Origin of the sequence: Burkholderia sp. Bp8998 (assembly GCF_003854235.1) — a bacterium.
In the GTDB taxonomy this organism is placed as follows: domain Bacteria; phylum Pseudomonadota; class Gammaproteobacteria; order Burkholderiales; family Burkholderiaceae; genus Burkholderia.
The window spans coordinates 1-12014 of record NZ_QTQF01000021.1 but is presented as its reverse complement, the minus strand read 5'-3'; the positions used below and the strand labels follow the sequence as shown (position 1 = coordinate 12014).

The 12014-nt window shown below is 67.1% G+C and carries 13 protein-coding genes; 6 read left to right on the top strand and 7 right to left on the bottom strand.

The genetic code is table 11. From position 1 onward, the window contains the following. Positions 1-371: 371 nt before the first annotated feature. Entirely contained in the window at positions 372-1298 is a 927-nt protein-coding gene (locus tag DIE06_RS20910; protein WP_124662982.1) for a LysR family transcriptional regulator, read from the bottom strand. A gap of 134 nt (positions 1299-1432) precedes the next feature. Between DIE06_RS20910 and DIE06_RS20905 the strand changes: the two genes are divergently transcribed. Continuing rightward, the gene (locus DIE06_RS20905; RefSeq protein ID WP_124662981.1) at positions 1433-1930 is read left to right on the top strand and encodes a GNAT family N-acetyltransferase; all 498 of its coding nucleotides are present in this window, start codon (positions 1433-1435) and stop codon (positions 1928-1930) included. Positions 1931-1985: 55 nt separating this feature from the next. On the opposite strand, the gene DIE06_RS20900 is transcribed toward DIE06_RS20905, so the two are convergent. The 4 genes from DIE06_RS20900 to DIE06_RS20885 form a co-directional block, all read right to left on the bottom strand. After that, positions 1986-2765, bottom strand: coding sequence for an ABC transporter ATP-binding protein (locus DIE06_RS20900; RefSeq protein WP_124662980.1), 780 nt, complete (start codon positions 2763-2765; stop codon positions 1986-1988). An 18-nt stretch (positions 2766-2783) separates the two neighbouring features. Beyond that, the gene (locus DIE06_RS20895; protein WP_124662979.1) at positions 2784-3497 is read right to left on the bottom strand and encodes an ABC transporter permease; all 714 of its coding nucleotides are present in this window, start codon (positions 3495-3497) and stop codon (positions 2784-2786) included. Next, a complete protein-coding gene (locus tag DIE06_RS20890; protein WP_124613479.1) occupies positions 3494-4183 on the bottom strand; it encodes an ABC transporter permease in 690 nt (229 codons plus the stop codon). Before DIE06_RS20890 ends, DIE06_RS20895 begins: the two co-directional genes overlap by 4 nt. 204 nt (positions 4184-4387) lie before the next feature. Next, positions 4388-5164 (bottom strand): ABC transporter substrate-binding protein, encoded by a 777-nt coding sequence (locus DIE06_RS20885; RefSeq protein ID WP_148093473.1) that lies wholly within the window; start codon positions 5162-5164, stop codon positions 4388-4390. Positions 5165-5531: 367 nt separating this feature from the next. On the opposite strand from DIE06_RS20885, the gene DIE06_RS20880 reads away from it, so the two are divergent. Next, positions 5532-6230, top strand: coding sequence for a pirin family protein (locus DIE06_RS20880; RefSeq protein WP_124663069.1), 699 nt, complete (start codon positions 5532-5534; stop codon positions 6228-6230). A gap of 70 nt (positions 6231-6300) precedes the next feature. Here DIE06_RS20880 and DIE06_RS20875 read toward each other — a convergent pair whose 3' ends face one another. Then, positions 6301-6852 carry a periplasmic heavy metal sensor gene (locus DIE06_RS20875; RefSeq protein WP_124662978.1) on the bottom strand — a complete coding sequence of 184 codons (552 nt, stop codon included), beginning with the start codon at positions 6850-6852 and terminating at the stop codon, positions 6301-6303. Between the two features lie 225 nt (positions 6853-7077). Here DIE06_RS20875 and DIE06_RS20870 point away from each other — a divergent pair, with 225 nt between their 5' ends. Next, complete coding sequence (locus DIE06_RS20870; protein WP_009693256.1) at positions 7078-7803, top strand: response regulator; 726 nt, start codon at positions 7078-7080, stop codon at positions 7801-7803. Continuing rightward, positions 7787-9103, top strand: a complete 1317-nt coding sequence (locus DIE06_RS20865) for an ATP-binding protein (RefSeq protein WP_124662977.1) — start codon at positions 7787-7789, stop codon at positions 9101-9103. The genes DIE06_RS20870 and DIE06_RS20865 overlap by 17 nt, the downstream gene beginning before the upstream one ends. A gap of 31 nt (positions 9104-9134) precedes the next feature. Here the strand turns inward: DIE06_RS20865 and DIE06_RS20860 are convergent, their stop codons facing one another. Further along, the gene (locus DIE06_RS20860; RefSeq protein WP_027786765.1) at positions 9135-9401 is read right to left on the bottom strand and encodes a hypothetical protein; all 267 of its coding nucleotides are present in this window, start codon (positions 9399-9401) and stop codon (positions 9135-9137) included. Between the two features lie 498 nt (positions 9402-9899). Here DIE06_RS20860 and DIE06_RS20855 point away from each other — a divergent pair, with 498 nt between their 5' ends. Both DIE06_RS20855 and DIE06_RS20850 read left to right on the top strand, forming a co-directional pair. Further along, a complete protein-coding gene (locus DIE06_RS20855; protein ID WP_124662976.1) occupies positions 9900-11657 on the top strand; it encodes an ABC transporter permease subunit in 1758 nt (585 codons plus the stop codon). 22 nt (positions 11658-11679) lie between these two features. Further along, a partial coding sequence (locus tag DIE06_RS20850; RefSeq protein ID WP_124662975.1) for an ATP-binding cassette domain-containing protein occupies positions 11680-12014 on the top strand: 335 nt, incomplete at its 3' end.

Here is a 12014-nt window from a genome sequence, read left to right as displayed (position 1 = left end):
AAACTACATTTCACGAACTTCGTTTTGCTACTTTGGTTACTAATTTAGCAAAAATACAATTTTGTGGCGACGGAAATCGTTGTTTGACTAACACGTGTCGCCAAATTGCCATGCAACACAGTGCGCCGCGGGTGCCAAAGGGGCCGTCGGTTCCCGGAAACCCCTTGTCAGACAAGGGAGACATGGATTCAGCGCTGATGGGTCAAGGATTGCCACTATTGACGTCCCCGGGGGCGTGAGCGTAGGCGCCGGAGAAGCGGAATTGGTAAGTATTTCGTAATGAATTGGCGGCGGTCCGCCGTTGCCGGGCGGTGTCGGAAACGCGTGTCCGACAGGGGGAGGGCGCCGCCCGCCGTGCAGGCGCGCCCGGCTTAACCGGGTACCGGCCGGGCGTCGAGCAGTTGCGAGCGAAGCCACCGGTGCGCGTCGGTGCGAGCGTGCTTCGCGTGCGAGTAGACCTTCACCGTGTAACGCGGGATCTCGAACGGCGCGGGGAAGATGCGGATCGGCGCCGCGTGGCGCAGCGCCTGCGCGGCCCGGTTCGGCACCGTCATCAGGAGTGCCGATTCGGCGATCACGAACGGTGCGGCCAGCACGCTCGGCAACTGCATGGCGACCTGCCGTGCGAGGCCGAGCCGGTCGAGCACGTAGTCGACGACGCCGCGCGACTCGTTCCACGGCGTGACGACCACGTGGCGTGCCGCGAGGTACTGGACGAGCGTCAGCCGCCGGCGGATGTCCGGATGCGTGGCGCTCGCGATCACCACGTAGTCGTCCGAGAACCAGTCGAAATCCTCGATGCCTTGCGCGTCGGCGGCCGACTCCTCGTGATAGCCGAGCGCGAAGTCGATGCGGCCGGCCGCGAGTTCGTCGATCGAGATCTTCCGGTCGGAGTGGACGACGCGGATCCGCAGCCGCGGCGCGACCTGCTCGATGCGCGCGAGCAACGCCGGCAGCACGGCGAACGCCGTGTAGTCGCTCGCGGCGAACACGAACGTGCGGTCGCTTTGCGCCGGATCGAAGCGGCGCGCGCGGGCGAGCCCCTTCGACATCGTGTCGAGCGCGTGGCCGGCCCAGGTGGCGATGTCGTCGGCGCGCACGGTCGGCTGCATCTCGTTGCCGAGCCGCACGAACAGCGCGTCGCCGATCGCTTCGCGCAGCCGCGCGAGCGCATGGCTCAGCGCGGACGGGCTCATCGCCAGCTCGTGCGCGGCCGCGGCGACCGACCGGTGGCGGTACAGCGCGTCGAACGCGAGCAGCAGGTTCAGGTCGAGACGGCGCAGGTCAGGATGCATCATGTTCATGTCTGGATGAAGGAACTGCACTTCCTGCAGTTGAGCCGTGAACGTAGCATGTCGATCTGTCCGACGCCAGACGCTTGCGCGGGCGCCGCATTCCGTTTTCAGTCCGGGCCGAAGGAGGGCTCCCTACCGTGCAAATCGACATTCGTTCCGCCACCGTCGCCGACGTGCCGCACATCCTGCGTTTCATCACCGAGCTGGCCATCTACGAGAAGGCGGAGCATGAAGTGGTCGCGACGCCTGCGTCGCTCGAGCGCAGCCTGTTCGGCGAAGGTTCGCCCGCCCGCGCGCTGATCTGCGAGGTCGACGGCGAGCCAGCCGGCTTCGCCGTGTATTTCTTCTCGTATTCGACGTGGCTTGGCCGCCAGGGCCTGTATCTCGAGGATCTGTACGTATCGCCGCGCTTTCGCGGCGCGGGTGCCGGGCTGCGGCTGCTGAAGGCGCTCGCGCGTGTCGCCGTGGATACCGGCTGCGGGCGCTTCGAATGGAGCGTGCTCGACTGGAACGAGCCGGCGATCCGCTTCTATGAAAGCGTCGGCGCGGCGCCGCAGAGCGAATGGGTGCGCTACCGGCTCGCGGGCGATGCGCTGCGCGCGTTCGCCGACGGCGCGCCGGTGGACGCCGCGTAAACGCAAAACGGGCGCCGCATGGCGCCCGTTCGCGTGTCGTCACGCGTCGCGCGCGTTACTTGAGGCTGCCCGACAGGAAGCCGCGCAGGCGTTCGCTCTTCGGGTTCGCGAACACCTCGGACGGCACGCCTTCTTCCTCCACGCGCCCCTGGTGCAGGAACATCACGTGATTCGACACGTTGCGCGCGAAGCCCATCTCGTGCGTGACGACGATCATCGTGCGGCCTTCCTCGGCGAGCTTCTGCATCACCTTCAGCACTTCGCCGACCAGTTCCGGGTCGAGCGCCGACGTCGGCTCGTCGAACAGCATCACGTCCGGATGCATCGCGAGCGCGCGTGCGATCGCGACGCGCTGCTGCTGGCCACCCGACAGATGCGACGGATACTGCTTCTCGACGCGCGGCGCGAGGCCGACCTTCTCGAGATATTCGCGCGCGCGCTCCTCGGCTTCCTTCTTCGGGATGCCGAGCACGTTGACGGGCGCTTCCATCACGTTCTCGATCACGTTCATGTGCGACCAGAGATTGAAGTGCTGGAACACCATCGACAGCTTGGTGCGCACGCGCTGCAGCTGCTTCGAATCGGCCGCGCGCAGCGCGCCCGTCTTGTCCGGCGTGGTGCGCACTTCCTCGCCGTCGACGACGATGCGGCCCGCGTTCGGCTGCTCGAGGAAGTTGATACAACGCAGCATCGTGCTCTTGCCGGAACCGGACGAGCCGATCACGCTGATCACGTCGCCCGAGTTCGCCTTCAGCGACACGCCCTTGAGCACCTCGTTGTCGCCGTACCGCTTGTGCAGATCGTCGACGAAAAGCTTCTGAGTCTGGGAATTCATCAATAGTCCTGCGAAAACTTACTTGCCTTGCGGGCGCAGATACGCGAGCCAGCGACGCTCGGCTTGGCGGAACAGCCACACGAGCGTGAACGAGATCACGAGATAGAGCAGGGCGGCGATCCCGAATGCGTGGAACGACATGTAGGTCGCCGAGTTCACGTCGCGCGCGATCTTCAGGATATCCGGCACGGTCGCGGTGAACGCGACGGTGGTCGCGTGCAGCATCAGGATCACTTCGTTGCTGTAGAGCGGCAGCGAGCGGCGCAGCGCCGACGGCAGGATCACGCGGCGATACATCGTGAAGGTGGACATCCCGTACGCGCGCGCGGCCTCGATCTCGCCGTACGACGTCGACTTGATCGCGCCCGCGAAGATCTCGGTGGTGTACGCGCAGGTGTTCAGCGTGAACGCGAGCAGCGTGCAGTGCATCCCGTCGCGGAAGAACGCGTCGAGCATCGGCGTGCCGCGCACGAACTGCAGGCTGTAGAGGCCGGTGTAGCAGAGCAGCAGCTGCACGTAGAGCGGCGTGCCGCGGAACACGTACGTGTAGAGCCACACGGCACCCGACAGCCACTTTTTCTTCGACACGCGGGCCACCGCGAGCGGCACCGACAGGCAGAAGCCGAGGCCGATCGACACGACCAGCAGCCACAGCGTGATCGCGACGCCGGTGGTCCGGAAACCGTCGGTGTAGAGGTAGTTGCGCCAGTATTCTTGGATGAGTTCGATCATAGGTCAGCCTTGCGGACACCGGTCGAGTAGCGCTTTTCGAGCCACATCAGCACGAAGTTCGAGATCGTCGTGATGGCGAGGTAGACCGCACCGGCGATCAGCGTGAAGAAGAAGAACCGCAGCGTGCCCTTGCCGGCGTCCTGCGACGCCTTCACGACGTCCGCGAGGCCGATGATCGACACCAGCGCGGTCGACTTCACGAGCACCTGCCAGTTGTTGCCGATGCCCGGCAGCGCGAAGCGCATCATCTGCGGGAACATGATCCGCGTGAACACTTGCCAGTTGGTCATCCCGTACGCGCTGCCGGCCTCGAGCTGGCCGCGCGGCACCGACAGGAAGGCGCCGCGGAAGGTCTCGGTGAAGTACGCGCCGTAAATGAAGCCGAGCACGAGCACGCCGGCGAGGAACGGGTCGATGTCGATCTGGTCCCAGCCGAGGGCGTCGGTTGCCGCGTTCAGCCAGATCTGCAGGCTGTAGAACAGCAGCAGCATCAGCACGAGGTCGGGCACGCCGCGGATCAGCGTCGTATAGACGGTGCCGGCGCCGTTCGTGAAGCGGTTGCGCGACAGCTTCGCGCCCGCGCCGAGCAGGCCCAGCAGGAACGACAGCGCGAGCGAAAGCACCGCCAGTTTGACGGTTTGCCAGGTGCCTGCGAGGATCAGCGGGCCGTAGCCTTGTAGAAACATATGTGGTCCCTGGTGTGGTCCCGGAGGGCGCACGCGGTGCGCCGCGAAAGACGCGCCCGCCAAGCTGCGCGGAACACCCCGTGCGTATCATGACCGTCCGCCCCGGCACCGGTGCCGGGCCAGGGGGCGGGCGGCGCGTGGTTGACTGCCTGTACTGCCGGACGCGGGGCCGCCCCCGCATCCGCTGCCCGTCATTGTCGGCGCTCAGCGCGCCGAGTAGACGCTGAACGAGAAATACTTGTGCGACAGCCGGTCGTACGTGCCGTCCTTGTGCATGTCGGCCAGCGCCTTGTTGATCTTGAGCTTCAGGTCCGTGTCTTCCTTGCGCAGGCCGATCGCGGTGCCGTCGCCGATCGTTTTCGGATCCTTCACTTCCGGGCCGGCGAACGCGAATCCCTTGCCGCGCGGCGTGCGCAGGAAGCCGTAGTCGGCCTGGAGTTCATCCTGCAGCGTCGCGTCGAGGCGGCCCGAGCCGAGATCGGCATAGACCTGGTCCTGGTTCTGGTAAGGAATGATCGTCACGCCTTGCGGTTCCCAGTACGCCTTCGCGTAGGATTCCTGCGTCGAGCCCTGTTCGACGCCGACGCGCTTGCCCTTGAGCGACGCGACCGTCGGCAGCAGCGGCGAGCCGGCCTTCGCGATCATCCGCGCGGGGGCGTCGTACACCTTGTCGGAGAAGTCGATCTGCTCGCGGCGCTTGTCCGTCACGGTCAGCGACGACACGATGACGTCGTACTTCTTCGCCTTCAGCGCGGGGATGATTCCGTCGAGATCCTGCGCGACCCACACGCACTTCAGGTTGATTCGCTTGCAGATTTCCTTGGTGAGATCGACGTCGAAACCGACGATCTCGCCGCTCGGCGCGGTCGACTCGAACGGCGGGTAGCTGGCATCGACACCGATCCGCACGGTCTTCCACTCTTTCGCGAAGGCGCTGCCCGCCACGAGGGCGAGGGCGGCGCACAGGGCGGCCTTCTTCATTTCCATCCTTTTGTCGCTCACTTCCGGGGGGCGCTCGCGGCCGGTCGGGCCGGGCGCCGCGGCGTATTCTAGACGGCCAAAATTCGTGTTTCGGCGCGCAGGCAACGGCGCTCGCCGGACGGGCGAACGCCAAAAGGGCGGTATTTTACCCGAACGCGATACCCGGAAAACGGCAATCCGGCGCGACCGATCGATTCTTCGATTCGGGCGTTGCGGTAATCGAGATATTCGCAACGAGCACTGCGTCGATTGGATTCGTGGGTGCAACGATGCGGTGCGCGGGTGGCGGATTGTGGCGCGCACGGCGCGCCCCTACAGTGCAGGTAAACCCGAAGAAAGACCATCTGCCTGCCGGAGTGCCCGCCCCATGTTCCAGATCCGCCGCGCCGCCGACCGTTGTCACACGCGCCAAGGCTGGCTCGAATCGAGCCACAGCTTTCCGCTTGCCGGCGACGCCGGAGCCACGCATCCGCCGTTCGGCGCGTTGCGTGTGTTGAGCGAGGACCGGATCGCGCCGACGCGAGGCTTCGGGATGCAGCCGCGCCGCGACCTCGAAATCGTCACCTGCGTGCTCGACGGCGTGCTCGCGCATCGCGACAGCCTCGGCAACGGCGCCATCGTGCGGGCCGGCGGCGTCCAGCGGATGAGCGCCGGCACGGGGCTGATGCACAGTGAAACCAATGCGTCGCGCGACCGGGTGCTGCATCTGCTGCAGATCTGGCTGCAGCCGGCCGAGCTCGGCGGACGGCCCGGCTACGCGGAGCGGCATTTTTCCGACGACGAGAAGCGCGGCCGCCTGCGGCTCGTCGCGTCGCCGGACGGCGACGACGGCGCGCTGTCGATCCGGTCGGATGCGCGGATCTTCGCGGGGCTGATCGATGGCGACGAGGCGCCGGCGTTCGGCGTGCCGGCCGGACGCAGCACCTATGTGCACGTGGCACGCGGCGACGTGGAGGTCAACGGCCACGCGCTGGCCGCGGGCGACGGCGCGCGGATCGCCGGGGTGGACGCGGTCGCGTTCGCACGCGGCCGGGCGGCCGAGGTGCTGCTGTTCGACGTCGTCTGAAATGAAACAGGGGACGCGGGCCGGGTGCCCGCGTCCCCTGCGATGCCGCCCGGGGAGGCGGCCCGCCGGCTTACTGCGCCGGTGCCGACGCGCCCTTGGCCGCGCGGTGCTGCTCCCAGCGTTCCTTCATCTTCTCGTGACGCTGCTCCATCCGCGCGAACTGCTGCTTCAGCGCGGTGCTGACCGTCGTCTTCTGCCGATCGTTCAGCCCGTTGTAGAACGCGAGCCAGGCGGCCGAGCTCTGTTCGCGCAGCTGCGCATTCTGCTGCTCGGCCTGCTGGCGGGCGGCGTGCATCGCGTTCAGGTCGAGGATCGGCTGGTTCTGCTGCGCCTTGAACTGCTCGCGCATCTGCTCGTGGCTCTTGCGCATCGCTTCATGGTTCTGCTTCATCGTATTGACGGCCGTCTGCCATTGCTGCTCCTGCGATGCGTTGAGCTTCAGCTGGTCGTGCAGTTTCATGATCACGCCGAACGGGCCGCCGTCATGGCCGCCGTGCATCTGGTGCATGCCGGGGCCGCCCGGCGGCGGCATGTCGTCGGGCTGCGCGGCATGCGCGGTGCCGAATGCGAGAGCGAGCACGGTGGCGGCCGCAATGGCCACGCGGGAAGTCTTCTTATACATTTCAGAAACTCCAGTATCCAAAGGGTCCGGCGATGCGGTGCGCGGGGTGACCCGTGTGCCGCATCCGGTAAGACGCAGGTTAGCGGCGCGTGCCCCGGCCGGTGTTACGCGGGGCGGCTGCCGGGTTACGGCGCATTACAGTTCCCTTGCGCCGTAACCCGCAGTAACCCTTTCGTTCCTTTGTATCGTTCTTCGACTCCGCGCTCGCGCGGTAAACTTCGAGCCATGACTACCCAGATCCTCATCGTCGACGACGACCAAGAACTCCGAGACCTGCTGCGCGACTATCTCGTGCGCCAGGGGATGGAAGTGTCCGTGCTGCACGATGCGGCAACGCTCGAGAAGCGCCTCGAGCGCGAGCGGCCCGACCTGATCGTGCTGGACCTGATGATGCCGGGCGTGGACGGCCTGACCGCGCTGCGCCAGCTGCGCGCGGCCGGCGACGACATCCCCGTGATCATGCTGACCGCGCGCGCGGACGACGTCGATCGCATCGTCGGGCTCGAACTCGGCGCGGACGACTACCTCGGCAAGCCGTTCAACCCGCGCGAACTGCTCGCCCGCGTGCAGGCCGTGCTGCGCCGCCGCCGCGCAACGCCGTCGGCGGCGGCACCCGAGCAGCGCGAGCCATTCGCGTTCGGCCGCTTCGTGCTCGACTTCCAGGCGCGCACGCTGTCGGTCGACGGCAAGCCGGCGACGCTGTCGAGCAGCGAATTCGCGCTGCTGAAGATCTTCGTGAACCACGCGCTGCGCACGCTCACGCGCGAGCGGCTGCTCGAGCTGCTGCACGGGCCCGAGTACGACGGCACCGACCGCGGCATCGACGTCCAGGTGTGGCGCCTGCGCCGCATCCTGGAAACGGATCCGTCGACGCCGCGCTTCATCCAGACGGTCCGCGGGCGCGGCTACGTGTTCGTGCCCGACGGCGAGGCCCATGCGCAAACCCATTGATTCACTGTTCGGGCGGCTGGCGCTGCTGGTCATCGGCGTGCTGCTCCTGTCGCACTTCGCGTGGTTCTTCGCGATGCGCCTCGAGCGCAGCCAGATGCAGACGCGTTATGCCGTCGAGGAGGCCGCGTTCCTCGTCGACGCCGTGCGCCAGCACGTCGAGCGCACGCCCGACCAGCCGCTGCCGTCGCGGGTGCGGCTGGTGTCGCCCGACAGTCCTGATGTACCGAAGGACGGTGAGTCGAGCCTGCCGGCGCCGCTCAAGCGTTTCCGCGACGACGTGAGCGAGCGGATGCCGCCCGGCACCCTGGTCGAGGTCGGCGCGCCGGGCCATCCGCCGGTGCTGTGGGTCAAGGAGCCGACCGATCGCAACTGGATCGTGGTGCCGGTGCAGCCGCTGCGCCCGCCGCGCTCGCTCGACCGGATGCTGCTGTGGCTCGGCACGATCTTCTCGGCCGGCGTGATCGCCGCGCTGTTCGCGGCCTGGCAGCTGCAGCAGCCGCTGCGCTCGCTGGCGCGCGCGGTCGCGCGCTTCGGCCGCGGCCAGCCGGTGCCGCCGTTGCGCGAGCGCGGCCCGCGCGAGCTGCGCCAGCTCACGCACGGCTTCAACCAGATGGTGGAACAGGTGTCGCAGGCCGAGAGCGACCGTGCGGTGATGCTGGCCGGCGTCGCGCACGACCTGCGTACGCCGCTCGCGCGGATGCGCCTGCGCGCGGAAATGATGGACGACGCGCGGCTGCGCGACGGGGTGGTGCGCGATGTCGACTCGATGTCGCACATCGTCGACCAGTTCCTCGTGTTCGCGCACGGCGGGGCGGACCGCAGCGAGCCCGTGCCGGTCGACCAGACCTGCGAGCGCATCGCGCGCAGCTATCGCGCGGTCGCACCGAACGCGCCGGCGGTCCAGACGCATCTGGCGACCGACGATGGCTTCCGGCTGCCGACCGCGACGCTCGACCGGATCCTGTCGAACCTGCTGGACAATGCGCATGCGTATGGCGCGCCGCCCGTGCTCGTCGAGACGGCGCGTACGCCGGCAGGTTACGTGCTGTCGGTCAGCGACAGCGGCGGCGGGATTGCGCCGCGCGACCTGGCGGCCGCGACGCGGCCGTTCGTGCGGCTCGACCCGGCGCGCGGCGGGAACGGCCACAGCGGGCTCGGGCTCGCGATCGTCGAGCGGCTGGTACTGAGGCTGGGCGGGGCGTGCGAAATCGGCAATCGTCCCGAGGGCGGCCTGCGCGTGGCGATGACGTTCCCGTTCGACGTGGTGCCGAAGGACGAACTTCACGCACAGGCCGCGTAAGCGGCGCCTGCCGGGCAGGCGCCGCGCGGCATCATTCGCCGAACAGCGTGCCGAGCGTCTCGGCGGCGTTGCTGTCGATCGTGTTGTAGGTCACGCTCGTGGCCTCGAAGATATAGACGGTCGTGTAGCGGCCGAGGCGCTCCAGGATCTCCTCCTGCAGCGATTCCGGCACGACGTTCATGTTCAGGTACCACGCCGTCGACGACAGCCGGGTCTGGAACGACCCGTACTCCTGCATCAGCTCATAGAACGCATCGGCGTCCTGATCGCGGCAGACGATCACCAAGTTTCCTGCCATTCCCTTCCTCCCGCTGGTCGGTCGATCCCTGGCGGCTATGGGGCAAGCGACGTCAGGGGCTAGCCCCGATCATACCTGCTTCGCCGCCATCGTCCGCTGATGTCCGGCATGGTTTGCGTCCGTATACGGCTGGCGGGTTCCCGGCCGGCCCGGATCACGGCATAATTCGGGGCCTGCATGCCGGCCGGAGGACCGCGGCCGGGCTGCTCCGCGCCGCACGCCAGCCGTTCGCCCCGGGTGCCGGGCACGATCCGTGCACCGCCCGCGCGTCGCCGCGCCGGCCCCGGACGGTTGAACCTGAAATACAGGTTGGTGTAGTGTCGTGCCGTCGCGGCCCGACTCGCCGCGACGGGGGCGCAGCTTGCACGTACGGCGCCTCGCGCCGGCGTGAGATCGTGAATCAATCGAATTACCGCGTCGAATTACCGCGCCCGTGCGCTTTGCCATGAATCAACATCGTCTGCCGGCTTTGTTCGGCCTTACCGGGGAGGGCGCCTGATGGACGTCGGATTCTTCAATCCGAACCGGACCGCCAACGCGTCCGCGTGGCGCGTCCTGCCGAACCGGTGGGACTTCATCGCGTTCCCGCTGATCATCTGCCTGATCGCGATGGCGGTCGTCGGCTTTCATGAAACGATGGCGCCGATCGGGACCCTTCAGACCCAGAAGATCTCGCTCGATCCGTCGAACCTGCCCGAATACGCGCTGCGCACCACGCTGCGGATGCTCGCCGCGATGGTCGCGTCGCTCGTGTTCACGCTGGTGTACGGCACGCTCGCCGCGAAAAGCCGCCGCGCCGGCATGGTGCTGATCCCGATCCTCGACATCCTGCAGTCGGTGCCGGTGCTCGGGTTCATCTCGTTTACGGTCACGTTCTTCCTCGCACTGTTCCCGAGCCGCGTGCTCGGCGCCGAACTGGCGGCGATCTTCGCGATCTTCACGAGCCAGGCGTGGAACATGACGTTCAGCTTCTACCAGTCGCTGCGCACGGTGCCGCGCGATCTGGACGAAGTGTCGCGCGGCTTCCACCTGACGTCGTGGCAGCGCTTCTGGAAGCTCGAGGTGCCGTTCTCGATGCCGGGGCTGATCTGGAACATGATGATGTCGATGTCGGGCGGGTGGTTCTTCGTCGTCGCATCGGAAGCCATTACCGTCGGCAACCAGACCATTACGCTGCCGGGCATTGGCGCGTATCTCGCACAGGCGATCTCGGACAAGAACCACGGCGCGATCGGCTGGGTGATCCTGACGATGACGGTCGTGATCCTCGCATACGACCAGTTCCTGTTCCGTCCGCTGATCGCGTGGGCCGACAAGTTCCGGATGGAGAACACCGCGTCGGGCGATGCGCCGCAATCCTGGCTGCTCGATCTCGTGCGCCGCACGCGCCTGATCCATCAGCTGCTCGTGCCGGCCGGCTGGTTCTTCGCGAAGGCCGCGCGGATTCCGCTGCGCCTGCCGCTGTCGGGCGCGATGCGCTTCACGCTGCCGAAAGTCGAGAAGAAGGCGTCGCGCACCGTCGACATCGCGTGGGCGGTGCTCGTGCTGCTCGGCACGGCCTATATCGTGTGGCGCGTCGTCAGTTTCGTGTCGACCGGCGTGACGATGGCCGAGGTCGGCCACGTCGTCGTGCTCGGGCTCATCACGCTGCTGCGCGTGGTCGTGCTGATCTCGATCGCGTCCGTGATCTGGGTGCCGATCGGCGTGTGGGTCGGGCTGCGCCCGAGGCTGGCCGAGAAGCTGCAGCCGCTCGCGCAATTCCTCGCCGCATTCCCGGCGAACCTGCTGTTCCCGGTGTTCGTGATCGTGATCGCGCGCTTCCACCTGAACCCCGACATCTGGCTGTCGCCGCTGATCGTGCTCGGCACGCAGTGGTATATCCTGTTCAACGTGATCGCGGGCGCGACGTCCTATCCGAACGACTATCGCGAAGCCGCGACGAACTTCCGGATCCGCGGCTGGCAGTGGTGGCGCCAGGCGATCCTGCCCGGCATCTTCCCGTACTACGTGACCGGTGCGATCACCGCATCGGGCGGCGCGTGGAACGCGAGCATCGTGTCGGAAGCGGTGCAATGGGGCACGACCAAGATCGAGGCGCACGGCATCGGCGCATATATCGCGCAGACCACCGCCGCCGGCGACTTTCCGAAGATCATTTTGGGCATCGCCGTGATGTCCCTGTTCGTCACCCTGTTCAACCGCCTGCTGTGGCGCCCGCTGTATGCCTTCGCCGAAGCGAAGCTGCGGCTCGACTGAGACCGATTGAGAGCGAAACGCGATGCACAATCCGAATGCTGTAAACGCCCCCGTCCAGACGTCCCAGCCGCCGCGCCTCGGTGAGGAAATCCTGCGCGTCGATCACGTCTGCCGCGGCTTCAACAAGACGCAGGGCGAACTGCTCGTGCTCGATGATGCGAACCTGTCGCTGCGCGAGGGCGAGATCGTCGGGCTGCTCGGCCGCTCCGGGTCGGGCAAGTCGACGCTGCTGCGGATCATCGCGGGGCTGATCGAGCCGACCGGCGGTGACGTAACCTACCTCGGCAAGCCGCTGCGCGGCCCGGCCGAAGGCGTCGCGATGGTGTTCCAGACCTTCGCGCTGTTCCCGTGGCTGAC

What these genes read in the sequence shown, in the direction of transcription:
- DIE06_RS20910 (WP_124662982.1), bottom strand. Translation starts at nt 1,298, where the DNA reads ATGATGCATCCTGACCTGCGCCGTCTCGACCTGAACCTGCTGCTCGCG.
- DIE06_RS20900 (WP_124662980.1), bottom strand. Translation starts at nt 2,765, where the DNA reads ATGAATTCCCAGACTCAGAAGCTTTTCGTCGACGATCTGCACAAGCGG.
- DIE06_RS20895 (WP_124662979.1), bottom strand. Translation starts at nt 3,497, where the DNA reads ATGATCGAACTCATCCAAGAATACTGGCGCAACTACCTCTACACCGAC.
- DIE06_RS20890 (WP_124613479.1), bottom strand. Translation starts at nt 4,183, where the DNA reads ATGTTTCTACAAGGCTACGGCCCGCTGATCCTCGCAGGCACCTGGCAA.
- DIE06_RS20885 (WP_148093473.1), bottom strand. Translation starts at nt 5,164, where the DNA reads ATGAAGAAGGCCGCCCTGTGCGCCGCCCTCGCCCTCGTGGCGGGCAGC.
- DIE06_RS20880 (WP_124663069.1), top strand. Translation starts at nt 5,532, where the DNA reads ATGTTCCAGATCCGCCGCGCCGCCGACCGTTGTCACACGCGCCAAGGC.
- DIE06_RS20875 (WP_124662978.1), bottom strand. Translation starts at nt 6,852, where the DNA reads ATGTATAAGAAGACTTCCCGCGTGGCCATTGCGGCCGCCACCGTGCTC.
- DIE06_RS20870 (WP_009693256.1), top strand. Translation starts at nt 7,078, where the DNA reads ATGACTACCCAGATCCTCATCGTCGACGACGACCAAGAACTCCGAGAC.
- DIE06_RS20865 (WP_124662977.1), top strand. Translation starts at nt 7,787, where the DNA reads ATGCGCAAACCCATTGATTCACTGTTCGGGCGGCTGGCGCTGCTGGTC.
- DIE06_RS20860 (WP_027786765.1), bottom strand. Translation starts at nt 9,401, where the DNA reads ATGGCAGGAAACTTGGTGATCGTCTGCCGCGATCAGGACGCCGATGCG.
- DIE06_RS20855 (WP_124662976.1), top strand. Translation starts at nt 9,900, where the DNA reads ATGGACGTCGGATTCTTCAATCCGAACCGGACCGCCAACGCGTCCGCG.